The sequence below is a fragment of the Brachybacterium squillarum M-6-3 genome (genome assembly GCF_000225825.1).
GTDB classification, from domain to species: Bacteria; Actinomycetota; Actinomycetes; order Actinomycetales; family Dermabacteraceae; genus Brachybacterium; species Brachybacterium squillarum.
The window spans coordinates 1,172,429-1,194,903 of record NZ_AGBX01000001.1; the positions used below are offsets into that span (position 1 = coordinate 1,172,429).

At 72.9% G+C, this 22,475-nt stretch carries 23 protein-coding genes; 10 read left to right on the forward strand and 13 right to left on the reverse strand.

The genetic code is table 11. The features are described from left to right. Positions 1 to 58 precede the first annotated feature (58 nt). Positions 59 to 904 carry a sugar phosphate nucleotidyltransferase gene (locus OM98_RS05150; protein ID WP_139017576.1) on the forward strand — a complete coding sequence of 282 codons (846 nt, stop codon included), beginning with the start codon at positions 59 to 61 and terminating at the stop codon, positions 902 to 904. Between the two features lie 63 nt (positions 905 to 967). Continuing rightward, complete coding sequence (locus OM98_RS05155; protein WP_010533522.1) at positions 968 to 1,774, forward strand: hypothetical protein; 807 nt, start codon at positions 968 to 970, stop codon at positions 1,772 to 1,774. 147 nt (positions 1,775 to 1,921) lie between these two features. On the opposite strand, the gene OM98_RS05160 is transcribed toward OM98_RS05155, so the two are convergent. Beyond that, positions 1,922 to 2,824, reverse strand: a complete 903-nt coding sequence (locus tag OM98_RS05160) for a DMT family transporter (protein WP_010533523.1) — start codon at positions 2,822 to 2,824, stop codon at positions 1,922 to 1,924. Between the two features lie 193 nt (positions 2,825 to 3,017). Between OM98_RS05160 and OM98_RS05165 the strand changes: the two genes are divergently transcribed. From OM98_RS05165 to OM98_RS05190, 6 genes are all read left to right on the forward strand, one after another. Then, on the forward strand, positions 3,018 to 3,902 hold the full coding sequence (locus OM98_RS05165) for an aminodeoxychorismate lyase (protein ID WP_010533524.1): 885 nt from the start codon (positions 3,018 to 3,020) through the stop codon (positions 3,900 to 3,902). A gap of 95 nt (positions 3,903 to 3,997) precedes the next feature. Next, the gene (locus OM98_RS05170) at positions 3,998 to 4,519 is read left to right on the forward strand and encodes a PTS sugar transporter subunit IIA (RefSeq protein ID WP_245528719.1); all 522 of its coding nucleotides are present in this window, start codon (positions 3,998 to 4,000) and stop codon (positions 4,517 to 4,519) included. Continuing rightward, the gene (locus OM98_RS05175) at positions 4,516 to 4,980 is read left to right on the forward strand and encodes an NUDIX domain-containing protein (RefSeq protein WP_010533526.1); all 465 of its coding nucleotides are present in this window, start codon (positions 4,516 to 4,518) and stop codon (positions 4,978 to 4,980) included. Before OM98_RS05170 ends, OM98_RS05175 begins: the two co-directional genes overlap by 4 nt. A gap of 47 nt (positions 4,981 to 5,027) precedes the next feature. Further along, complete coding sequence (locus tag OM98_RS05180; protein WP_010533527.1) at positions 5,028 to 5,888, forward strand: aldo/keto reductase; 861 nt, start codon at positions 5,028 to 5,030, stop codon at positions 5,886 to 5,888. A gap of 88 nt (positions 5,889 to 5,976) precedes the next feature. Next, a complete protein-coding gene (locus tag OM98_RS05185) occupies positions 5,977 to 6,396 on the forward strand; it encodes a hypothetical protein (protein ID WP_010533528.1) in 420 nt (139 codons plus the stop codon). A gap of 22 nt (positions 6,397 to 6,418) precedes the next feature. Beyond that, positions 6,419 to 7,240 carry a serine hydrolase gene (locus tag OM98_RS05190; protein ID WP_010533529.1) on the forward strand — a complete coding sequence of 274 codons (822 nt, stop codon included), beginning with the start codon at positions 6,419 to 6,421 and terminating at the stop codon, positions 7,238 to 7,240. 6 nt (positions 7,241 to 7,246) lie between these two features. Here OM98_RS05190 and OM98_RS05195 read toward each other — a convergent pair whose 3' ends face one another. From OM98_RS05195 to OM98_RS05235, 8 genes are all read right to left on the reverse strand, one after another. Continuing rightward, the gene (locus tag OM98_RS05195) at positions 7,247 to 7,711 is read right to left on the reverse strand and encodes an SRPBCC family protein (RefSeq protein WP_010533530.1); all 465 of its coding nucleotides are present in this window, start codon (positions 7,709 to 7,711) and stop codon (positions 7,247 to 7,249) included. A 171-nt stretch (positions 7,712 to 7,882) separates the two neighbouring features. Then, entirely contained in the window at positions 7,883 to 9,028 is a 1,146-nt protein-coding gene (locus OM98_RS05200; RefSeq protein WP_010533531.1) for a dipeptide epimerase, read from the reverse strand. Further along, a complete protein-coding gene (locus tag OM98_RS05205) occupies positions 9,025 to 10,179 on the reverse strand; it encodes a DUF819 family protein (protein ID WP_010533532.1) in 1,155 nt (384 codons plus the stop codon). Before OM98_RS05205 ends, OM98_RS05200 begins: the two co-directional genes overlap by 4 nt. A gap of 154 nt (positions 10,180 to 10,333) precedes the next feature. Then, positions 10,334 to 10,654: a DUF3870 domain-containing protein gene (locus OM98_RS05210; protein ID WP_010533533.1), complete on the reverse strand. Its 321-nt coding sequence runs from the start codon at positions 10,652 to 10,654 to the stop codon at positions 10,334 to 10,336. Between the two features lie 850 nt (positions 10,655 to 11,504). Next, positions 11,505 to 13,007 carry an NAD-dependent succinate-semialdehyde dehydrogenase gene (locus OM98_RS05220; protein ID WP_010533535.1) on the reverse strand — a complete coding sequence of 501 codons (1,503 nt, stop codon included), beginning with the start codon at positions 13,005 to 13,007 and terminating at the stop codon, positions 11,505 to 11,507. A 127-nt stretch (positions 13,008 to 13,134) separates the two neighbouring features. Continuing rightward, positions 13,135 to 14,241 (reverse strand): alcohol dehydrogenase catalytic domain-containing protein, encoded by a 1,107-nt coding sequence (locus tag OM98_RS05225; protein ID WP_010533536.1) that lies wholly within the window; start codon positions 14,239 to 14,241, stop codon positions 13,135 to 13,137. After that, positions 14,238 to 14,657 carry an FmdB family zinc ribbon protein gene (locus tag OM98_RS05230; RefSeq protein WP_010533537.1) on the reverse strand — a complete coding sequence of 140 codons (420 nt, stop codon included), beginning with the start codon at positions 14,655 to 14,657 and terminating at the stop codon, positions 14,238 to 14,240. Before OM98_RS05230 ends, OM98_RS05225 begins: the two co-directional genes overlap by 4 nt. A 12-nt stretch (positions 14,658 to 14,669) precedes the next feature. Further along, positions 14,670 to 15,494, reverse strand: a complete 825-nt coding sequence (locus OM98_RS05235; protein ID WP_010533538.1) for an N-acyl homoserine lactonase family protein — start codon at positions 15,492 to 15,494, stop codon at positions 14,670 to 14,672. A gap of 140 nt (positions 15,495 to 15,634) precedes the next feature. On the opposite strand from OM98_RS05235, the gene OM98_RS05240 reads away from it, so the two are divergent. Next, on the forward strand, positions 15,635 to 17,494 hold the full coding sequence (locus OM98_RS05240; protein ID WP_010533539.1) for a helix-turn-helix domain-containing protein: 1,860 nt from the start codon (positions 15,635 to 15,637) through the stop codon (positions 17,492 to 17,494). Between the two features lie 26 nt (positions 17,495 to 17,520). Here OM98_RS05240 and OM98_RS05245 read toward each other — a convergent pair whose 3' ends face one another. The 3 genes from OM98_RS05245 to OM98_RS05255 all read right to left on the reverse strand — a co-directional run bounded on the left by OM98_RS05245 (position 17,521) and on the right by OM98_RS05255 (position 21,642). Then, positions 17,521 to 17,853, reverse strand: coding sequence for a hypothetical protein (locus OM98_RS05245; protein WP_010533540.1), 333 nt, complete (start codon positions 17,851 to 17,853; stop codon positions 17,521 to 17,523). Positions 17,854 to 17,872: 19 nt separating this feature from the next. Further along, a complete protein-coding gene (locus OM98_RS05250) occupies positions 17,873 to 19,570 on the reverse strand; it encodes a sodium:solute symporter family protein (RefSeq protein ID WP_010533541.1) in 1,698 nt (565 codons plus the stop codon). Positions 19,571 to 19,728: 158 nt separating this feature from the next. Further along, complete coding sequence (locus OM98_RS05255) at positions 19,729 to 21,642, reverse strand: glycoside hydrolase family 15 protein (RefSeq protein ID WP_280990799.1); 1,914 nt, start codon at positions 21,640 to 21,642, stop codon at positions 19,729 to 19,731. Between the two features lie 132 nt (positions 21,643 to 21,774). Between OM98_RS05255 and OM98_RS05260 the strand changes: the two genes are divergently transcribed. Further along, positions 21,775 to 22,044: a hypothetical protein gene (locus tag OM98_RS05260; protein ID WP_010533543.1), complete on the forward strand. Its 270-nt coding sequence runs from the start codon at positions 21,775 to 21,777 to the stop codon at positions 22,042 to 22,044. A 17-nt stretch (positions 22,045 to 22,061) separates the two neighbouring features. On the opposite strand, the gene OM98_RS05265 is transcribed toward OM98_RS05260, so the two are convergent. After that, positions 22,062 to 22,331 (reverse strand): hypothetical protein, encoded by a 270-nt coding sequence (locus tag OM98_RS05265; protein WP_010533544.1) that lies wholly within the window; start codon positions 22,329 to 22,331, stop codon positions 22,062 to 22,064. Between the last annotated feature and the right edge of the window lie 144 nt (positions 22,332 to 22,475).

Below are 22,475 nucleotides of genomic sequence, written 5' to 3' on the forward strand. Positions count from 1 at the left end.
GGCGTGGCAACGCGGTGGACGGGCCCACGGACCCCCTCCCATGGGGCAGACTCCGGGGATGGCCGATCGACGACACAGGGATCCGCAGCAGGCGCTCCGCCGGGCGGTGATCCTCGCCGAGGAGTTCCGCCTCGGCCCCCGCCCGCCGCGCGCGGACCCCGACGACCCTGCGGGCGAGGACGCGCCCCCCGGGCGGGAGCCGTTCCGCCCGGGACTGGACCCCGACGACGTCCGTGCCCAGATCGCCGTGCTCGCCGAGCTCGGCATCCGGGAGATCTGCCTGGTCCACGCCCCGGGGGAGCCCGAGGACCTGCTCGCCCGCCTCGTGCCCGCCGACGCCGAGATCCGCCTCACCCCCGTGGTCGAGGAGCAGCCCAAGGGCACCGCCCACGCCCTCGCGGCCGCCGCGGAGACCATCGGCCCCGAGCGCTTCCTGCTGCTGGACGCCGCCACCGGCTACCCCCGCGAGGCCCTCCTGGCTCTGCGCGAGGTGCCCGGCGCCGGGGTGCTCGGCTTCGATCGGGCCGCGCTCGCCGAGCGCTCGAACCTCCCCGAGGAAGTGCTGCGCGGCGCCCCCGTGATCGCCGCCGACTCCTCCTGGCAGCTGCGCAACGTGATCGAGAACCCCGACGGCGACACCTTCGCCTGCCTCGGCCCGGAGGCCCCCGTCGCGCTCGGCGCCTGGGTGTTCACCGCCTCCGTCTTCGAGGCCTCGACCCGCATCGAGCCCTCCGTCCGCGGCCGCTTCGAGATCCTGGATGCCGTGCGGCTGCTGGTCTGCGAGGGCGAGCCCTTCGCCGTGGTGCCGGTGAAGGCCGGGGTGCAGGTGCACGACCTCGCCGTCGAGGGCCTCGAGGACGCCGAGGACGCCTCCGAGGCCGAGCTCTCCCCGGCCGACCGCTGAGCCCTCCGCGAACCGGGGCCCGGCGCGCGAGGCGGCCGCGGCGCACTGTGCCACGATGAGCGCATGAGCACCCCCACGCCCGCCCTGTCCTGGCCCGACCCCGGGGAGGTGCTGCCCATCGCGGCGCTGCGCCCGGTGCTGGAGCGGCTCTCCTCCCTCGCGGTGACCCGCCCGGACGTCGTGGCGCTGATCCCGGGCCTGTCCACCGGCGAGGAGGAGGTCGCGGCCGATCCGCCGCCCGCGCTCGCACAGATCGTCGACGAGATCGGCGGGGTCCGCGTGGGGGACCGCGTCGAGCTGACCCTGCTGATCGAGGACCGCGTCGGCGAGGGCCCCTACACCCTGCTGCAGGATGCCACCGCCTTCTACCCCCTGCACGAGGGGGAGGACGTCGCCGTGGTGCTGACCCTCGCCGAGGATGGCACCCCCGGTGCCGTCTACGGGATCGGGGAGGACCTCGCCCTGCACCTGGCCGCCCCCGACCTCGGCGCCTACCTGTCCTGCTTCGCCGAAGCCCTGGAGCGGGCCCTCGTCGAGGCCGAGGAGGAGACAGAGGTCCGCGGGGAGTCGACCATCGAGGCGGTGCGCGCGCTGCTGGACCTGCACCTGTACCGCGACGTGCTGGGCCTGGACCCCGAGGACGACACCGTGCCCGAGGCGACCGTTCTCGAACCGGCGCCTGCCGAACAGGCCCCGCAGCCGCCCGCGGGGGAGACCCTGCCCGCGGACACCGTGGCCGTCGTCGACCTGCGCGGCGCCCCGCTCGGCGCCGTCGCCCCGGTGATGGACGCCGAGCTGCCCGGCGAACCCCTGGACTGGCACCTCGAGTGGCGGGCCGGCGGCCTGCTGCTCTGCATCGTCGCTGCCTGACCCCTTCACCCCGACGTCTCTCCGACGCCCCGGTTCCTCGCGGGACACATCGAGATCCACTTGTGGGTGGCTGTGGGGCGTCAGGACAACCCGAACGCAGATCGCGGCAGGGATGTCAAGTGAAGGACGCGGGGGACGATGGTGCGCTCAGGCGCGGGGGCGGCGGCTGGTGGCGGTGACGACGGCCGCGATCAGCGTGAGCACGGTGCCGGCCACCGTGAAGGGGGTGAGATGGCCGGGCGCGGCCACGGCGTCCAGGGTCACCGAGCCGATGATCTGCCCGGCGATGGTGGACATGGCCAGGGTGAGCACCCCCAGCGGTCCCGCCAGGTAGGCGGCCATCGCGATGAAGCCGACGCCGATCACCCCGCCCAGGTAGAGCAGAGGGTTGGTCGGCGGGGGCTGCGGTGCGCCGACGACGAGGATGCGGATCCCGGCCGCGATCACCAGCGCCGTGGTGCCCACGATGAAGTTGCCCAGCGTCGCCACCATGAAGTGGTCGCTGTGCTGGGACACCCGTCCGTTGACCGCCTGCTGCAGGCCCATCGCCACGCCCGCCACCATCGGCAGGGCCAGCAGGTACCAAGGGGCCTCGGCGGAGATGCCGCCGGACATCGCCAGCGCCACCGAGACCACCATCAGACCCGCCCCGATCAGCCGACGGGGTGTGAGGTGGCGGACGCCGCCGGGGCCCAGCCCCACCCGGTCCACCACCAGTCCGGTGACGGTCTGGCCCGCGACCACGCAGACGATGAACAGGGCCACGCCCACCAGGCCCACGGTGAGGCCCTGACCGAGCACGAAGATCGCCCCGCCCAGGCCGCCGAGCGCCAGCACCCAAGGGAACGCCCCCGAGCGCAGGTCGCGCCAGAAGGCCGCGGCCAGGCCCCGCACCCGCGGCATACCGATCAGCAGCACCAGGATCAGCATCAGCCCGGTGCCGAAGGAGATCGCCGCCGCCAGGAAGCCGTCCTGCAGCTCCGCCGCGAGGTCCGCGTTCAGCCGCGACTGGACCGCGCCCAGCACGCCGCCGACCACGGCCAAGGGCACTGCCCACCTGGGCGAATGCTGTGCGGCGGGGGTCGCGGGGGAGGGGCGGGAAGAGGGCGGAGCGGAGGGGGTCACGAGGGCTCACCCTATGCCCGCGCGCTCTCCCGGACCGGACGTGCCCGACGCCGCCGCGGTCTACCCTGGGAGCCGGGTGCCCGGCGTGACTCGTCGGCCCCGTCGACAGGAGGAAGCCATGCCGTCCGAACAGCCCCATCCGCCGGTGCTCATGCTCGTCCCCGGTGCCTACGACGCCCAGGCCGCCGAGCCCCACCTCCTCGCCGATGCCGACGCCCCCCAGCTCCGGGTCACCGACTTCGTCGCCACCCGCGGCGACGGCGTCTTCGAGACCATCGGCGTGTTCGACGGCACCCCCGTGAACGTCGGACCCCATCTGGCGCGCCTGGTGCGCAGCGCCGACCGCATCGACCTGCCCGCCCCGGACCTCGCCGTCCTGGAGGCCGCGCTGCAGGCCACCATCGACGCCCATCCGCCGGTGGAGGAGCTGACCGTCCGTCTCTCCCTCACCCGCGGCGTCGAGGGCAGCGGCGAGCCGAGCTGCTGGTACCACGCCCGCACCGCCGACGACTACGCCCCGCAGCGCGCCGGCATCGACGTGATCACCCTGGACCGCGGCGTGCCCAGCACCGTCAACGAGACCAGCCCCTGGCTGCTGGCCGGCGCGAAGACCCTCAGCTACGCCGTGAACATGGCCGCCTTCCGCGAGGCCCACCGCCGCGGCGCGCAGGACGTCCTGTTCGTCTCCGGCGACGGCTACGCCCTGGAAGGGCCGACCTCCACGCTGCTGGTGCGCCGCGGCGGCCGCTTCTCCACCACCCCCGCCTCGGCAGGCGTGCTGCCCGGCACCAGCGTCGCCTCCGTCTTCGAGGCCCTGCGCTCCGAGGGGTACGAGGTCGCCGAGGAGCTGATGACCCCCGCCGACGTCGCCGGCTCCGACGGCGCCTGGCTGCTCTCCTCCAGTCGCCTCGCCGCCCCGATCACGACGCTGGACGGCCACGCACTGCCCGTCGACGCCGAGCTCACCGGGCGCTTCGAGCAGGTGCTGCGCGGCCGCGGCTGACGTACCGGGGCGATCCCGGCATCTTCCGTTCGCGCGGTGGTACGGGCGGCGGTCTGCCCCTCCCGGGATCGGTGACGAGGTGTCAGAATCGGGGGATGGATCAGGGAGGCCCCATGCTCACCGACCCCCACCCGGGCGACACCGCGCCCGCCGCCGCGCTCGACGTCGTGCTCGCCGTCACCGGGCTCGAGGCCGCCACCGCCGCGGACGCCCTCGACGTCCTCGCCGCGCGGCTGCGCGCGATGGACGCCGTCGATACGGACTTCCCGGCCGCGCTGCGGGACCGCGAGGCCACCTACCCCACCGGTCTGGCGACCCCGGTCCCCACCGCCATCCCCCACGCCGAGCCGCAGCACGTGCGCACCTCGGGCCTGGTCGTCGCGACCCTCGCCGCGCCGGTGCCCTTCGGGGCGATGGGCGGCCAGGGCGAGAACGTCGCCGCCGAACTGATCGCGATGCCCCTGCTCGCCGACGCCCGTGCGCACCTGCGGGCCCTGCAGGCGCTGATGGGCCTGCTGCGCGACGAGGAGGCCGTGCGAGACCTGCTGGCCGCCGGCGACGACACCGAGCTGGCCTCCCGCGCCGCCTCCCGCCTGCGCGGCGGAAGCGCGGCATGAGCGGACCCCGCCTCGCCGTGAAGGCGCTGCTGCTCCGCGGCGGCCAGGTGCTGATGAACCACGTCGTCGATCCCGACGGCCGTGACGTGTACACGCTGCCCGGCGGCGGCCAGGAGCACGGCGAGAGCCAGCCCGAGGCGCTGGTGCGCGAGTGCGCCGAGGAGATCGGTGCCCGCGTCACCGTGCACCAGGTGGCCTGCCTGTTCGAGGTGCGGCAGGAGACGCGGCTGCGTGACGGCGCCCCGATCCCGCTGTTCCACCAGGTCAACGTCGCCTACTGGTGCGGCCTAGAGGACGGCGAGGAGCCCTCCGTCGGCAGCGACCCCGATCCCGGGCAGGTCGGCACCCGCTGGCTGCCCATCGAGCGCCTCGGCGAGTTCGCTGTGCACCCGCCCGAGCTGAGCCGCTGGCTGCGCTCAGACCCGAGCGCCCGCCCGATCTCCCTCGGCGTCACGACCTGATCCCGCCCACCCGCTCTCCCCACCCGCTCTCCCGAGATGAGGACCCCATGACCGAGACCGGCCTGCCCACGCCCCGCCTGACCTTCGCCGACGGCCACTCCATCCCGCAGCTCGGGCTCGGCGTCTGGCAGGTGCCCGCCGAGGACACCGCCGCCGTGGTCGAGACCGCGCTGAACGCGGGCTACCGCCACATCGACACCGCCCGCGGCTACGACAACGAAGCCGGGGTCGGCGAGGGCCTGCGCCGGGCCGAGGTTCCCCGCGAGGAGGTCTTCGTGACTTCCAAGTGCCCCAACCAGGACCAGGGGTACGAGGCGGCGATCGCCTCCTTCGACGCCAGCATGGCCGACCTCGGGCTGGACTACCTGGACCTCTACCTCATCCACTGGCCCTGCCCCGAGAAGGGCCTCACCGTGGAGACCTGGCGGGCGCTGGTGGAGCTGCAGCGTCAGGGACGGGTCCGCTCGATCGGCGTCTCCAACTTCCGCGACGTCGACATCGAGGCCGTGTTCGAGGCCACCGGCGTCGTGCCCGCCCTGAACCAGATCGAGCTGCACCCCTACTTCGCGCAGGCCGCCGCGCGGGAGGACCATGCCCGCCGCGGTATCCTCACCGAGAGCTGGTCGCCGCTCGGCCAGGGCGGCGGGGAGCTGGAGGACCCGGTCGTCGCCGAGATCGCCCGCGCCCACGAGGCGAGCCCCGCCCAGGTGGTGCTGGCCTGGAACCTCGCGCTCGGCAACGTGGTGATCCCGAAGTCGGTGACCCCGTCCCGGATCGCCCAGAATCTCGCGGCTCTCGCCCTGCCGCTGACCGCGGACGAGGTGGCCCGCATCAGCGGTCTCGACCGCGGGGAGGACGGCCGGCGCGGCAAGCGCCCCGACGCCTTCGAGGGGCACCAGGGCTCCTGACCACCGCCCGGACCGGCCCGGCTCGCCCGGGACCGGCGGCGGCTCCTACACTGCACCGCGCGAGAGACCAACCATCCAGGAGGACACCATGAGCGAGAACCCCTTCGACCCCGACGCCGCCGACCTCGAGGTCGGCGAACTGGACGGCGCCGCCGAGGAGACCAGCGGCCCCGACGGCATCGAGGGCGCCGACGACATCCTCGAGGCCGACCGCGAGCGCGACGCCGACGAGCTCTCCGACGACGCCGCCGACTACGACCTGGAGATCGGGGAGGACGAGTCCGTCGCCGCCGAGCAGGGCAACCGCGAGGGCGACGAGATGGTCTCCGAGGGCGACGACCCGGCCGAGGTGGCGGAGCTCGGCGGCGACGACCTCGACATCGACGCCATTGAGACGGAGACCCTCGGCGAGGGCGAGGAGTTCCGGGTGCAGGACGACCTGGAGGTCGGCATCACCGGCGACGTCGACACCGCCGAGCCCGGCGAGGACGACCCCCTGGCCCGCTGACCTCCTCCGCAGCAGCCCGCCGATGACCCTGCCGACCGCCTCCGCCCCTCGGGGCGAGGCGGTCGCGGCGTGCCTGCTCGGCGGGGATGGCGCCGTCCTGCGCGCCGAGGACGCCGACCGCCCCTTCTACGCCGCCAGCACCATCAAGCTGCACGTCCTGCTGGCGGTGCTGCGCGGGGCCGACCGCGGCGACCTGGACCTGGCGGAAGAGGTCGCCGCCACGCGCACCGTCATGGGCCCCGACGGTCGGCCCGTCACCCTGGCCGGCGACCACCTCGACCCGAGCCACCCGGCCGAGTGCACGCCGATCCCGGTGGGGGAGCTGGCCGTGCGGATGATCGACCGCTCCAGCAACGAGGCCACGAACCACCTGGTGGCCCTGCTCGGAGACGGGGACGCGCGCGCCGGGCTCGCCGTCGTGGGGGAGGAGATCGCCCGGCTCGGCCTCACCGCGACCCGGATGGAGCGGCTGATCGGGGACGCGCCCGCGATCGCGCGCGGGGAGACCAATGAGGTCTCGGCCGCGGACCTCGCCCGCACCGCCCACGTCCTGTCCCGCGGGGACGACCTCTCCCTCACCTCGCGGGAGCTGGCCCGGCGGGCGCTCGCCGCCCAGCGCATCCGGCTGATCGCCGCGGTGCTGCGGGCCGGCGTGCCGGTCGGCTCCAAGAGCGGCACCGTGCCCGGCTACCGCCACGACGTGGCCGTGATCGGCACCCCCGGCACGACGGTGCAGCGGGTGCTGGCCGTGCTCACCGCCGGCGGCACGGAGCAGCAGGCCACCGGCCGGATCCACGCGACCGCCCGCCGTCTGCTGCCGGAGCTCACGACCCCGGCGGGCTGAGAGCGATCAGCCGCGGGCGACGGCCGCGGCGGCGATGTCCTGCAGGTCCTGCTCCATCGCCCGCTGCGAGGCACGCAGGCCGATCCGTCCCATCACCGCGCCGAGTAGCTTTGCCAGGCCGCGCTGCGCGGGCATCTCGGACCCGAACACCATGGTCAGGTCCGTGCCGGTGGGCTTCTCCCGCACGGTGAAGACGGTGCGATAGGCGACCTCGCCGTTCTGGGCGGCGACGATGGTGCGGTGGCCCTCCTCGACCTCCGTCACCTCCATCTCCTCGCTCGCGGTCATGCCCATCATGGTGCGGGTCTCCCGCCAGCGGGTGCCCACCGCGTAGGGACCCTCGGTCAGCATCTCCACGGCCTCGACGCCGCTCAGGGTGTCGGCGGCGTGCTCGACGTCGGTGAGCACGGCCCACACGCTCGCGGCGGGGGCGTCGACGTGCTGGGTCAGGCGCAGCTGCGGGGTCTCCATGCGCCGCAGTGTACGGGTGCGCACTGGTGACCGGGTGGGCGGGGCACCACTGTGCTCCGCCCACCGCGGTCGTGTCCCCCTCATCCCCTGGGGTCCGTCCGGGTTCCCCTCCGGACGGACATCCCCGCACCACCCCTGGTCCGTGTGGATGCGCGTGACGCCCGGCCACGTCTATCCGGGCGGGGCCGGGTCCGCGTCCTCGGGCAGCCGGTCCAGACCCAGCCCCGGGCCGCCGAGCAGACGCAGCCGTCCGCCCGGCTGGGCGTAGCCGCCGAAGGGCAGAGCGGAGGAGAACCAGGCGGGCGGATCCAGGTCGATCGTGGTGATCGCCGGATGGGCGAAGGCCACGTGGGCGGCGGCGGTGATCGAGATGCGCGGCTCCATCATCGCGCCGACCATGCAGCTCAGCCCCGCCTCGAGGGCCACGTCGGCGATGGCCAGCGCCTCGCCGATGCCCCCGGTCTTGGCGAGCTTGATGTTCAGCATGTCGGCGGCGCCGGCCGCGACGATGCGGCGCGCGTCGGCGGCGGTCCACACGGACTCGTCGGCCATGACGGGGATATCGGTGGCCTCCCGGACCCGGGCCATGCCGGCGATGTCCGCGGCGGGAACCGGCTGCTCCACCAGGTCCACCGGCAGCCCCTCCGCGGTGAAGGAGTCGAGGATCCTGATGGCCTCCGGAGCGCTCCAGCCCTGGTTCGCATCCAACCGCAGCCGGGCGTGGGGTGCGGCCTCGACCACCGCGCGGAGGCGGCGGCGGTCCTCCTCGATGTTCCCGCCCAGCTTGATCTTCAGCACCTCGTGCCCGCCGGCGACGGCCTCGCGGGCGTGCTGGGCCATCGAGTCGGGGTCCTCCAGGGAGATGGTCATGTCGTTGGGCAGCTGACCGCCGGTGCGGCCGCCGAGCAGCTCGACCAGCGTCTGGTCGAGGCGGCGCGCCCAGGCGTCGTGCAGGGCCACGTCGAGAGCCGCCCGGGCGCTGCTGGCCCCCGGGGCCGCCCCCGCCACCGCGCGGGTGAGCTCGCGCAGGGTGCCGCGTCGCCCTTCGACCGCCGCACGCAGCGGACCGCCCAGGGCGGCGGCGATCGAGGCGGCGTCCTCCCCGGTCACGGCGACGGTCTCGGCAGCGGAGCCCTGACCGATGGTGCCGTCGTTCAGCTCCACCTCGGCCACCACGTACTCGACGCACTCGGTGCGTCGGGCGGCCGTGACGAAGGGACGCAGCAGGGGCGCGCGGTGGCGGTGGTGGCGCACCGCGCGGACCGCGAGGGGGTGCTCGGGGCGGATCGCGGACCGGGACAGGGCGGCGGTGCTCATAGGGCGGACATCACCTGCGCAGCGGCCAGGCCGATGAAGGTGCCGGCGAAGGAGCCGATCAGGCCGAAGAGGATGCCGACGGGCACCAGCTGTCGGTTGAAGGCGCTCGCGACCACCGGGGCCGAGGCGACGCCGCCGATGTTCGCCGTGGAGGCGACGGCCAGCGAGAACAGCTCGACCTTCGCGAGCTTTGCGTAGACCGCCATGATCACCACGTGCACCACCAGCACCAGCGCGCCGACCAGCAGGTACAGCGGCGCCTGGGTGATCGCGGAGAAGTCGGAGCCGGAGGCGATCTGCCCGATCACCACGAACAGCATCAGGGTGGCGACCTCCATCGAGCCGGCCGTCCGTCCGAGCGGCGTGAGGGCCACGACCAGGCCGAGCAGGGAGACGATGAGGATGGTCCAGGTGGTGGCGGTGATGACGATGCCGATCTCCGGCAGGTGCTCGCCGGCCCAGATCGCCAGAGTGGAGACCAGGATCGAGCCGAACAGGCAGATGGCCAGTGAGGAGGCGGTGATCGCGCGCTTCTCGTCCTCCTCGAGCGTCCCCTCGTGGGCGGACAGGTAGGAGGTGTCGGCCTTCGTCCACCGGTTGAAGCGCGGGGAGACCGCGGCCGAGGCGAACATCAGCATCAGCCACACCGAGTACATGATCGTGTCCGTCATCAGGGCGTAGCCGAAGATCGTCGGGGGCGCCTGCAGGATGTCCTGCACGGCCACCATGTTCGGGCTGCCACCGGTCCAGGAGGCCAGCAGCGCCGCCAGCGCCTTCCACGACTCCGGCGCGAGCGCCCCCTGGAAGACCAGGTAGACCAGCACCATGCCGAGGAACAGCGAGGCGGAGGCGATGAACATCGTCAGCAGCAGCTTCGGGCCGAGCCGGATGATCTTGCGTAGGTCGCAGCCGAAGAGGAACAGGAAGATCATCGCCGGCAGCACGACGTCCTTCACCGCGCCGATCGGAGCGCGCGCGGACTCCTCCGCGGAGAAGACGCCCAGGGAGTTCAGGGCGGCGCAGATCAGGTACATCAGCACCATTGCCGGGACGTAACGGAACAGCGCCCAGCCGCTGCGTCGTTCGAGCACGATGAGGCCGCACGACAGCCCCAGCAGGACGCCGAGCATGAGCAGACCGTCGGTGATCACGGGTGACTCCAGGGTCGGGGTGCTTCGTCCGCGAGGGGCTCGCAGAACGCGAAAAGCCGGAAGCGCCATGACCCGACGTCCCGAGGGCGCGAGTCGCAGTGCTTCCGGCGGATCCGGTTCGGTGAGGTCCCGGGCGGACGGAGGGGGATGGGAGTTATGAGGGGGAGCCGGCCGAGAGGTCGCGGTACTTCGTGGCGGCACTGCGCACGGAGGCGGCCAGTGCCCGCTGTGACGAGCCGTGATACCTCGCGGAGATGGACTCCACCAGGGCGTCGTCCTCGAGGAGGGACTGCCCCACCACGAGGTCCCGGACGAATCGCCGCGTCAGGTCGAGGGTGGTGGTGCAGTCGGCGTCGAGTATGACGTGCGTCTCATTATCGACCACGAGACCGATGAAGAACAGCCCCCACTGCGAGGTGATCGGATTGTTACTCGGCGATTTCGCCTCACCGGTCAGATAGATCGGGGTGCCCATCGTGGTCTCCTCGGGACAGGCGCAGATATCGGGATCCTGCGAACAACGAGACTGCTGGTGGCGTCGCACACGACGCCGAGGAGTGGAATGCCCGGTAACCCGGACAAAATGCCTCCACATTAGAAACCCGGGGTTTCTACTCGAAGGCGGAAATCCGGATCCCTCGCTATTGTGGGGTGTTGAATCCGGCGTCGTCGACACATCCCCCGATGTGGACACCGGCACGATCCGAGGGTCACATCGTGGTCGGGGTGCCGGACCGGTCCGCGACGGTGGCGACCGGGGCGAGGAGGCCGGCGCGGGGGCGTAGGGGCTCGGGGCGAACGGGGGGCGCCCCCGCCGAACAGTGCGGGCTGGCGCTTGAGCACCAGACGGTCGATCTCGTCGCGGAGCTGTGCGGCGAACACACCACCGCCGCACAGCCAGATGTCGCCGCCGCGCGCCTGCTTCATCGCACGGATGATGGTGACGGGATCCTCGCTGGTCGCCCGCAGGTTCTCGGCCGGAGCGAGCGCGCGATGGGTGAAGACCACCTGCTCCAGGTGCGGGTACGGGGAAGGCAGGTCCGGCAGTCCCACGGTGTGGGTGTTCGCGCCCATCACCACCGAGGAGAAGCGAGTCCCGGGCTGATCGATGGCCAGGTGCTCCGCGGCGGCACGGGGCAGCGCATCAGGAGCGGCCCCGAAGCGCTCGCCAGTGAATTGCGGCAGGCCCGGTCGCATCGCCCATGCCGACGCGGTGCAGGTGGTCGCCGTGCCCGGGTCCTATCCCGACGACTGGCGATTGGGGACGGGGGTGCCGAGATGAGCCCGACCGGTCCCCAGCAGGAGCGCCCGGAAGGCCCTCGAGCTCACAGCGGCAGCCGCACGTAGGTGGTCTCGAGGTATTCGGCCAGGCCCTCGTGGGAGCCCTCCCGGCCGAGCCCCGACTCCTTGACACCACCGAAGGGTGCGGCCGCGTCGGAGGCGACGCCCAGATTCACCGCCACCATGCCCGCCTCGATGCGGCCCGCCACCTCGGTGACCTCCGCGAGGTTCTCGCCGATCACGTAGCTCATCAGGCCGAACTCGGTGTCGTTGGCGGCGCGGACCATCGCCTCCACGTCGTCCATCACGATGATCGGGGCGACAGGGCCGAAGATCTCCTCGCGGTTGAGGCGGGCGTCGGCGGGCACGTCGGCCAGCACGGTCGGCAGGTAGAAGAAGCCCTCCGCGTTCTCGGCCGGCAGTTCGCCGGGCTCGGGGCGGCGCCCACCGGTGAGGACCCGGGCGCCGCGGTCCACGGCGTCGGCCACCAGCTCCTCGATGCCCTCGACGGCCTCGGCGCCGATCATCGGGCCCATCGTGGTGCCCTCTGCGATCCCGGCCCCGACCCGGAGTGACTCCGTGCGCTCGACCAGTCGGGCGGTGAACTCCTCGGCCACCGAGGCGTGCACGTAGAAGCGGTTGGCGGCGGTGCAGGCCTCGCCGTTGTTGCGGAACTTCGCGGGCATCGCCGCCTCGACCGCGGTGTCCAGGTCCGCCGAGGGAAGCACCAGGAAGGGGGCGTTGCCGCCCAGCTCCATCGAGGTGCGCAGCACGTGCTGGGAGGCCTGGGCGAGCAGGGCCCGGCCGACCCCGGTGGAGCCGGTGAAGGAGAGCTTGCGCAGCCGCGGATCCGCCAGCAGCGTCTCCGACATGCCCCGGGAATCGGAAGTGGCCACGGCATTCACCACGCCCGCCGGCACGCCCGCGTCGGCGAGGATCTGCATCAGGGCGAGGCTGGTCAGCGGCGTCTGCGAGGCCGGCTTCAGCACCACGGTGCAGCCCGCCGCGAGCGCCGGGGCGATCTTGCGGGTGCCCATCGACAGCGGGAAGTTCCACGGCGTGATCGCCAGCACCGGCCCCACCGGGCGCGACACGGTGAGGATCGCCTGCTCGGCCGCGGGCGCCTGCCGGAAGCGACCCGGCTGCCGCACTGCCTCCTCCGCGAACCAGCGCAGGAACTCCGCCCCGTAGGTCACCTCGCCGTAGGCCTCCGCGAGGGGCTTGCCCATCTCCAGGGTCATCAGCAGCGCCAGGTCGTCGGCCCGCTCATGGCACAGCTCGTAGGCCCGGCGCAGGATCTCGGAGCGCTCCCTCGGCAGGGCCGCGGCCCACGCCTCCTGCGCGGCGACGGCGGCGTCCAGGGCCTGCGGGCCGACGGTGCGGGCGTCGGCGTCGACCACCTGGGTGAGCGGCCGTCCGGTCGCGGGGTCCAGCACGTCCAGGGAGGCGGTGCCGCCCAGGAAGCGTCCGCCCACATGGGAACTGCGCGGGGTGGACTCCAGCAGGGCGGAGATGCGGGCGGGGGTGACGCGGGAGGTCGGGGCCATGAGGTACTCCTTCGGGTCGGTGCCGGACGGGCCGTGGCCGGGGTCGCCGGCCGACGGTCGGCCCCGCCATTCTGCGCCCTCCCGGACGGGGATGGTGGGGCCGACCTCGCTTCTCGGCTGGGCGGGCTCAGTCGAAAAGGATCACCTGGCGGACGGCCTCGCCGTCGGCCAGCTGGTCCATCGCCTCGTTCACGTCCTCGAGGCGGATGGTGCGGCTGATCAGCTCCTCCACCGGGAGCTTCCCCGCGAGGTAGAGCCGGGCGTACTCGGGGACGTCGCGCCGGGGCACGGCGGAGCCGAGGTACGAGCCGACGATCGACTGGGCCCGTGCGGTGAGCGGCAGCGGGGCGATCTCCACCGTGGCACGCGGGGACGGGAGCCCCACGGTGACCATCGTGCCGCCGAAGCCGATCGCACCGGCGGCGGTCTCGAAGGCCCGCGGGTGTCCTGCGGCCTCGATGACCCGGTCCGCGGTGATGCCCTGCTCGGCGACCTCCTGGGGGGTGCAGGTGCGGTGCGCACCGAGCTGGCGGGCCCGCTCCAGCTTCGCGGGCAGGGTGTCCACGGCGATCACCTCCCGCACGTCCTGGGCGAGGGCGGTGATGAGCGCGGCCATCCCGACCCCGCCGAGGCCCACGATCATGATCGAGTCCTCGGGGCCGGGACGGGCGGCGTTCAGCACGGCGCCGCCGCCGGTGAGCACGGCGCAGCCCAGGACCGCGGCGACTTCCGGGGGCACCTCCTCGGGGACGACGACGGCGCTCGCCTGATCGACCACCGCGTGCGTCGCGAAGCCGCTCACCCCGAGGTGATGGTGCACGGTCTCGCCGTCCCGGGTCAGATGCTTCGAGCCGCTGAGCAGGGTCCCCTCGTTGTTGGTCCGCGATCCCACGGAGCAGGGCAGACGGCCGTCCGTGCGGCACTCCCGGCACTCGCCGCAGCGGGGCAGGAAGCTCATCACCACGCGGTCGCCCACCTGGATGTCCTCCACGTCGTACCCCACCTTCTCCACGCGGCCGGCGGCCTCGTGCCCCAGCAGCATCGGCATGGGGCGGGGTCTGTTGCCGTCGACCACGGAGAGGTCGCTGTGGCAGACGCCTGCCGCCTCCATGCGCACGAGGATCTCGGTGGGGCCCGGTCCGTCGAGGTCGAGCTCGCCGACGGTGATCGGGCGGGAGTCGGCATAGGGGCGCTCCCGCCCCATCTCCTCGAGTACCGCCCCTCGGATCTTCATCGGGTGCCCCCCTCGGACGTGGAAGCGGGGGTCGTGGTCCCGAAGGTCGCCTGCGCGACCCGGGTGGCCAGGGGGTCGCCCGCCTTGAGCGGCCTGCCCTCGAAGTACCGCTCGTGGGCGAGGACCGGGCGGCGGTCCCCGGCGAGCTCGGGGTGCGTCTCCTCGAGCTTCTCGCGGCGGGTCATCTCGCGGTGCCAGCCGCGGACCACGTCGGGGTGGCCCTGCCGGATGCCGCGCCAGGTGGTGGGCATCTCCTCGCGGGAGCGGCCCGTGTCGGCCGTGCCGAGCTGCCGCACCGCGGAGGGGACGCGCGAGGTGGTGGCCCCGCAGGGGCAGTCGGGGTTGTCGTCGAACATCGAGGCCAGCCCCGCCTCGAAGCGGTGGCCCGCGGTGCAGCGGAGGTCGTAGAGGATCATCGGTTCATCCCCTCAGCGGTAGAAGCCGTCGGGGGCCAGGGTGAGGCCCTTCCGCTGCTCGGCGTCGTGGCCGAAGACGATCTCGGCCCCGGTCTCCTGCTGGATCCGGCGCAGCTTCTCGACGGACTCGAGCCAGCCCACGCTGTCCCAGACGATGCCGGCGCCGATCGCCGGCGGGCCCCAGCTCGCCCCGAGGTAGACCGCGTCGGAGGTGAAGATCTTGGTGCCGTCCTCCGGCAGGTCGACCCGCAGGCTCATCGTGCCCCAGGTGTGGCCAGGGGTGGAGATGACGCTGACGCCGGGCACGATCTCGGCGTCGCCGTGCACCGCCTCGAGGGGGAGGCCCGAGAAGTCGGAGACCAGATGGGCGCCGGCGAAGTCGCCCTGGATGCCCTTCACGCCCTCGATCTCGTCGGCCTGGGCGATGATCCGGGTCTTCCCGTTGTGGAACATCTTCGCGTTCGCCGCGTGGTCGAAGTGCAGGTGGGAGAGGACCAGGACGTCGATGTCCTCAGTGGTCAGCTCGAGATCGGCGAGGGCGGTGTCGAGGTATCCGGGGCCGGCGGGGTCCTCCTGCACGGGGAAGAAGTCCTGGAGGCCCGTGGGCTGCCAGCGCTGTTCCCAGTCGCGGGGGACCCCCGTGTCCCACAGGATCCTCCCCTCGGGGGTCTCGATCAGCACGGCATGGGTGGGGCACTCGCCCCAGGCCGCGGGCTTGTCCTTGTGGGCGCGGTCGGTGATCGTGTTCCCGGCCTGCAGCAGCAGCCAGGTGTGGTCGCACTCCATCACCCCGGTGGACAGGATGTGCAGCTTCATCGGTGCATCGGTCGCAGTCATCGGTGACTCCTCCTGGTCGGTGCCGCACGTCGGGCGACTCTGCCGGGTGCGACGCGGCGAATCCCCACGCTATGACCCGCGCCACATGTCGCCTATGGTACGCCGTGACAGCAATCCGGACGATCGATGGAGAACGGTCCATGAGTCAGCTCGATGGCCTGCTGCGCGCCGTCGCGGCCCCGGACGATCCGGCAGGCCTGGAGCGGGAGATCGCCGCGGCCCGCGAGAGCGCCCGAGGGCTCGATGAGTCCGATGCCGACGCCCTGCGCGCACTCGCCCGGCGCCTGGCCCAGGGGGCCCGACGCGAGGAACTGCTGCGCACGGTCTCCTCGATCGCGGTGGACGTCACCACCCGTCGTGACGTGGTGGGGGTGCTCCACGAGATCGTGCGCCGCACACGTCTGCTCACCGGGGCCGACATGGCCTACATCGCGCTGAACACGGCGGACACCACCTACATCCGGGAGTCCGACGGGGTGCGCACCGAGGAGTACCGCACCCTGCGGATGCCCATCGGGTACGGAGTGCTGGGCCGCGCCGCGACGGGGCGCGCGATCGTCACCACCGCCGACTACCTCGCGGATGCGGCACTCACGCACATCGAGGAGATCGACGAGATCGTGCGGGGCGAGGGGGTGCGGTCGATCCTCGCGGTCCCGATGACCCTGCGCGAGAAGGTGCACGGGGCGCTGCTCATCGCGGATCGCACGAGCCGGGAATACCCGCCGGAGACCGTCGACATCGTGGACACCCTGTCCCGGCACGCCAGCGTCGCCCTGGACAACGCGCGGCGGTTCGAGGAGGTGACCGGAGCCCTCGAGCGGCTCAGCGCCCAGCAGGACGAGGACGAGGAGCGCATGGTGGAGCTCCACGAGATCCTGGACCTGGACGCGGGGCTGCTCGAGGCGCTGCTGGACGGCGGCGACCTCGAAGTCTTCGCCCGCCGGGTCCGGGAGCTCCTGGGCGCGGACCTGGTGCTGCTGGACGCCGGTGGGGCATCGATGGTCGAGACCGATCCCGATGCCCGCCTCTCGGCCGGGGTGAGCGCGGAGGCCCTGCAGGCCGCCCGCGGCACGGGGACACCGGTGGCCACCGGGACGACCACCGTCGCCTGCGCCATGAGCGGGTCGGAGCACCTGGGCACCCTCGTGGTCGGCCGGGCCCTCGCCCCACGGCTGCTGCCCCGGGTCCAACGGGTCGCCGTGTTCTTCGGCATCCTGCTCCTGCTCGGCCGCGCCGAACAGGACGACAGGCGCCGCCACGACCGGGCGGTGATCGATGCGCTCGTCCGCGGCGGACGCGAGGTCGACATGGTGCGGGAGGACCCGCGCGTCCGCGCCGTGGGGCCCGATACCCCCGTCCGGCTGCTCACGATCGACGCCTTCGAGGCGGACGCCGGAGCGCTCGCCGAACGCATTCGCCGGGAGACCAGCGGGCGCATCGGCACGGGGGAGCTGGGCGTCGTGGTCGCCCTGCACGGTGACCATCTCTCCGTGCTCGTACCCGACGCCGTGACCGGCGTCGTCACGGACCTGCTCCGGTCCGCCGCCGACGGGGCGAACGCGGGCTGGTCCAGCCCGGTCGGGAGCCTCGAGCAGGTCCCGGTGGCGCACCGGTCCGCCGAGCGGGCCCTGCGCTCCCTCGCGGTCCTCGGGGTGCGCGGCCGGTCCGCCGACGGGGAGCGGGTGGGGATGGTCGGGGTCATCGCCGAGGCGATCCATCTGGACCCGAGCCTGACCTCGCCCCTGGCGGTGATCGGGCCGCTCGAGACCTACGACCGGGAGCATCGCACCGAGCTCACGCGCAGTGCCTGGGCCTTCGCCGAGTCGGGGCGGCACGTGCCCCGCACCGCGGAGATGCTGCACGTGCACCCCAATACCGTCCGGCAGCGCCTGGAACGGATCTCGGCGCTGCTGGGGGACGACTGGCGCACCCCCGCGCGCTTCCTCGACGTCCACGTCGCCCTGCGCATGTGGTCGCTCGGGCGGGAGGACTCCTGAGCGGGTCCCGGGTATCCGGGCGCGGCTCAGAGCGCCGAGATGTCCTTCTCGTCCTCGGCGCCGGGCTCGTTCTCCCGCACCACGATGCGGATCGGCTCCAGCTTCGCCCACAGCAGGAAGGCCAGGGCGACGACCACCATCGCCAGGCCCGCCCAGAGGTTCGCGTTCAGCCCGTCGGTCTTCGCGACCTCGGCGGCGTCGAAGGCGAACAGGCCCAGCAGCACCAGGATCACGCCGAACAGGCCGATCAGGGCGCCGATGAAGGTGCGGATGTCGAAGGCCCCGGCGGTCTGCACGGTGGCATCGGCGGGGACGCCCGCCGCCCCGGGATCCTGCGGGGAGTTCTGCGAGGAGTTCATGGCGTGCTCCTTCCCGGTCTCAGGCGAAGACCACGTTGAGGACGATGACGAGGACCAGGGCGATGCCGGCCATCGGCACCGGGCGGCGGAAGAACGGCAGGTCCTTCTCCTCCGGGTCGACCAGGTCGGCCCGCGGGGTCTCGGAGTACACCAGGCCCTTCAGCTCGTGCACCGGCTTCGGGGCGGTGCGCGTGGTGACCACCACGGAGACCACGATGTCCACCACGAAGGCGGTCGCGGCCGAGAGGAACGCCAGGCCCTGCCCGGGCAGCTCGAACACGCCGAAGAAGGTGGAGCTGGACCACAGCACGATCGCCGAGAGGGTGCCCGCCACCAGGCCCGTCCAGCCGGCGGTCGGCGTCATCCGCTTCCAGAACATGCCGAGGATGAAGGTGGCGAACAGCGGCGCGTTGAAGAAGCCGAACAGGGTCTGCAGGTAGTCCATCAGGTTGGAGAACTGCCCGGCGATCAGCGCGGTGAAGATCGCGATCACGCAGGCCGCCGCGGTGGCGATGCGCCCCACCCGGATGTAGTGGGCGTCGGGGGCGTCCTTCTTCACGTACTGCTGGTACAGGTCGTAGCTGACCACCGTGTTGAAGGCCGAGATGTTCGCGGCCATGCCCGCCATGAACGCCGCCAGCAGGCCGGCGATGGCCACGCCCAGCAGGCCGTTGGGCAGCACGTCCCGCATGAGCAGCAGCAGCGCGTCGTTGTAGGTGACGCCGGTGGCGGCGGCCCCGGCGGCGTCGCCCGCGAAGTCGAGCTGCTTGAACTGGGTGAGGTCCGTGACCAGCACGCCGGCGATCATGCCGGGGATGATCACGATGAAGGGGATGAACATCTTGGGGAAGGCGCCGATGATCGGCGTCATCCGGGCGGCGGTGATGGACTTGCTGGCCATCGCCCGCTGCACCTCCACGAAGTTCGTGGTCCAGTAGCCGAAGGACAGCACGAAGCCGAGGCCGAAGACGATGCCGACGACGGACAGCACGGGGGAGGCGAAGCCCGAGAGCTGCGTGCCCGGCCAGGTGTGCAGCTCCGCGGAGCCCAGCATCCCGTTGCCGGCCACCTTCTCGGTCAGACCCTGCCAGCCGCCCACCCGGTGCAGTCCGATCAGGGTCAGCGGCAGCAGCGCCGCGATGATCACGAAGAACTGCAGCACCTCGTTGTAGATCGCCGCCGAGAGGCCGCCGACGCTGATGTAGAACAGCACGAACGCTGCCGCGAGGACCAGGCCCACCCACAGCGGCCAGCCCAGCAGCCGGTTCACGATGGTGGCCAGCAGCGACAGGTTCACGCCCGCGATCAGCAGCTGCGCCACGGCGAAGCTCAGCGAGTTCACCAGGTGCGCGCCCGTGCCGAAGCGCATCCGCATGAACTCGGGCACCGAGCGCACCTTGGAGCCGTAGTAGAAGGGCATCATCACGACGCCCAGGAACAGCATCGCGGGGATCGCCCCGACCCAGAAGTAGTGCATGGTCGGCAGGCCGTACTGGGCGCCCGTGGCGGACATCCCCATGATCTCGACCGCGCCGAGGTTGGCGGAGATGAAGGCCAGGCCGGTCACCCAGGCGGGCAGCGAGCGACCGGAGAGGAAGAACTGGATGGAGTCGGAGGCGCCGCGCTTGGCGAACCACCCCACGCCGAGGACGAAGACGAAGTACAGCGCGATGATCGCGTAGTCGATCCATTGCGCGTCCAGGCGGACGTCGACCATGGGGCCCAGCTTTCGGGAGGAGGGGAAGGGGATCCCGGGCGTCGGACACGTCGTGGTGTCGGCTCCCGGGGCGGCGGAGGAGGGCGCCGTGCGGGCACGCTACCACCGCCCCGAGGGGCTCGCGGGGCCTGTGGACGGACCCCTCGGGGCAATCCGCCTCAGACCGGGCGGGAGGAATCGTCACAGGTCACGAACGCACCGGAGAGCGCATCGACGGCGCGGATCAGCCCCAGGTGGCTGAAGGCCTGGGGGAAGTTGCCGGCCATCCGCCCGGCGGCGGGGTCGTACTCCTCGGCCATCAGCTGCAGGTCGCTCGCGCAGCCCAGGGTGCGCTCCAGCATCGCCTCGGCGTCCCGCCGACGGCCGGAGGCCACGTACTGCTCGACCAGCCAGAAGCAGCACACCAGGAAGGGGTGCTCGTCGCCCTCCAGACCGTCCTGCCCGCGGGTGCGGTAGCGCAGCAGGAAGCCCTCCGCGGTCAGCAGGTCCTGCTCGATCCGCTCCACGGTGGCGAGCATCCGCGGGTCATCCGCGGGCAGGAAGCCGGTGTGGGGGATCTGCAGCAGGGAGGCGTCCACCTCCGTCGAGCCGTAGGTCTGGGTGAAGGCGCCGTCGCCGTCGACCCCGCGCGCGAGGATCTCCTCCCGCAGCCGGTCCCGGGTGTCGCGCCAGGTGGCGAGCTCCTCGTCCGACGCGGGCAGGCCGTAGCGCTCCACGGCGGTCACGGCGCGGTCGAAGGTCGCCCAGGTCATGACGCGGCCATGGGTGAAGAAGGCGGGATCGCCGCGCATCTCCCAGATGCCCTGGTCGGGCTCGTCCACGCGGGCCAGGGTGAAGCGCACCAGGGCCTTCTGCAGCGGCCAGGACCAGGAGTCCTCCGCGACGCCGCGCTCGCGCATCATCGCCAGGGCGATCATCACCTCGCCCACCACGTCGGCCTGGAACTGGGAGACGGCGCCGTTGCCGATCCGCACCGGCAGGGAGTCCTCGTAGCCGCTCAGGTGCTCCAGCTCCCGCTCGGGCAGGTCTCGGTCCCCGTCGACGGCGTACATGATCTGCAGGTGCTCGGGGTCCCCGGCGATGGCCCGCAGCAGCCAGTCCCGCCACTGCACCGCGGCCTCGGTGTGGTCGTGGGCCAACAGCGCCTCGAGGCTGAGGGCGGCGTCGCGCAGCCAGCAGTAGCGGTAGTCCCAGTTGCGCTCCCCGCCGAAGTCCTCGGGAAGGCTGGTGGTGGCCGCGGCGACGATGCCTCCGGTCAGGCGGTGGGTGAGGGCGCGCAGCACCAGCAGGGAGCGCTCGACGGCCTCCTCGTAGCGGTCGTGCACGTCCACCTGCCCCAGCCACGAGGTCCAGGCCTGCACGGTGGCACCGAGCGCGGTGTGCGGATCGAGTCGGGCCGGCACCGCCTGCCAGGAGGGGTACCAGGTGAGCACCCAGCTCTCCTCCTGGCCGGCGGTGAGGTGGTGACGGCCGACGTGGGCGTGGTCGGAGGGATGCAGCCGCGGTCCGTGCAGTGCCAGCGCCTCGCTGCCCGCCACCGCGGTGAGCACGGGCGCGCCCTCGGGGCCGGGGGACTGTCGCATCCAGGGCACCACGGCGCCGTACTCGAACCGCACCTTCAGCTCCTGGACCACGGCCACGGTGCCCTCGGTGCACTCGACGTGCCGCACCAGGTCCGCCTGGTCCCCGCCCTCGGGGCGGGCCCCGTCGTCCGGGCCGGTGACCGGCATGAACTCGGTGACGGTCGCGGTGCCGGTCCCCGCGCGCCAGACCGTCTCCAGCACCATCGTGCCGGGCAAGTAGCGGCGGGAGACGACGGTGCCGCCCTCGATCGCCAGGGACCAGTGGCCGTTCTCGGCCTCGCCCAGCAGCGAGCAGAACACGGCGGGGGAGTCGAAGCGCGGCACGCAGAGCCAGTCGATCACGCCCTCCCGGGTGACCAGTGCGCTGGTGCGCTGGTCGGAGAGCAGGGCGTGGTCCTCGATCCGGGGGGTGTCCATGCACCCAGTCCACCACGCGCGAGGGCCGGGGCGGGCCGGCTCGGCTGCGGGCGTCCGCGACCGGCCCCGCACCCGCGCCGATGCGGGATGCCGCAGGCCCGCATGCGGGAAAGGTGCGGGGCCGAGGGCGGCGATCGGCGACGGTGTCGACCTAGCGTGAATCCCGGGTGGTGATCGGCCCAGTCAGGCCGCTGTCCAGCAGTGATGTACACCGAGGTCACCCTGCCGCCCCCGCGGCCGACGCCGCCCCCCGCCCCCGCCACCGGCTTCAGCAACGGTGCACCCGCCGACGGCGTCTGGGCCCCCAGCCACGAGGAGGAACTCGCCATCATCCCGATCTGCGGCGGCCCCTTCGCCCTGCTGGACTGGCTGGTCAAGAACTTCTCCGACCACGGCAGCGACATCGGCACCGTCTTCCACGTCCCCGCCACCCCCGGGGACATCCTGACCTTCTGCTCGTCCCTGCGGTCCTGACCGGACCCGATCGTCCCTCACCCCCGCCGGGGTGAGCAGGTGGGGCGCCGACGCATGCCGTCGGCTCCCCACCTCCGTGACGCGGGGCCGCCCGCTCCCTGATCGACGTCCCCGCTCCCGGGGACGTGACCGTCGCGGGCGTGCTCGCCGTCGGCGGCCACGGCGTTGCCGCGCGCGTCCCCCGCGAGCGCGGACACCAGGGCGGGAGAGGTGCGGCGGAGCAGGTAGCCCAGCACCCGCTGGCTCATCGGGTCCATCTGGTCGGCATCGTCGATCAGGAGCAGCACGGTGGCGGTCCGGGGGGCAGCTCCGCGATGGTCCGCAGCAGGGTGGTGGTGCGGCCGGTGCCGCGGGACCCGTCGCGCACACCACGGGGGACGGGAGCCGGGGAGCGAGGCCCCGTCGGGCCTCCGGGGCGGGACCCGGGTGGG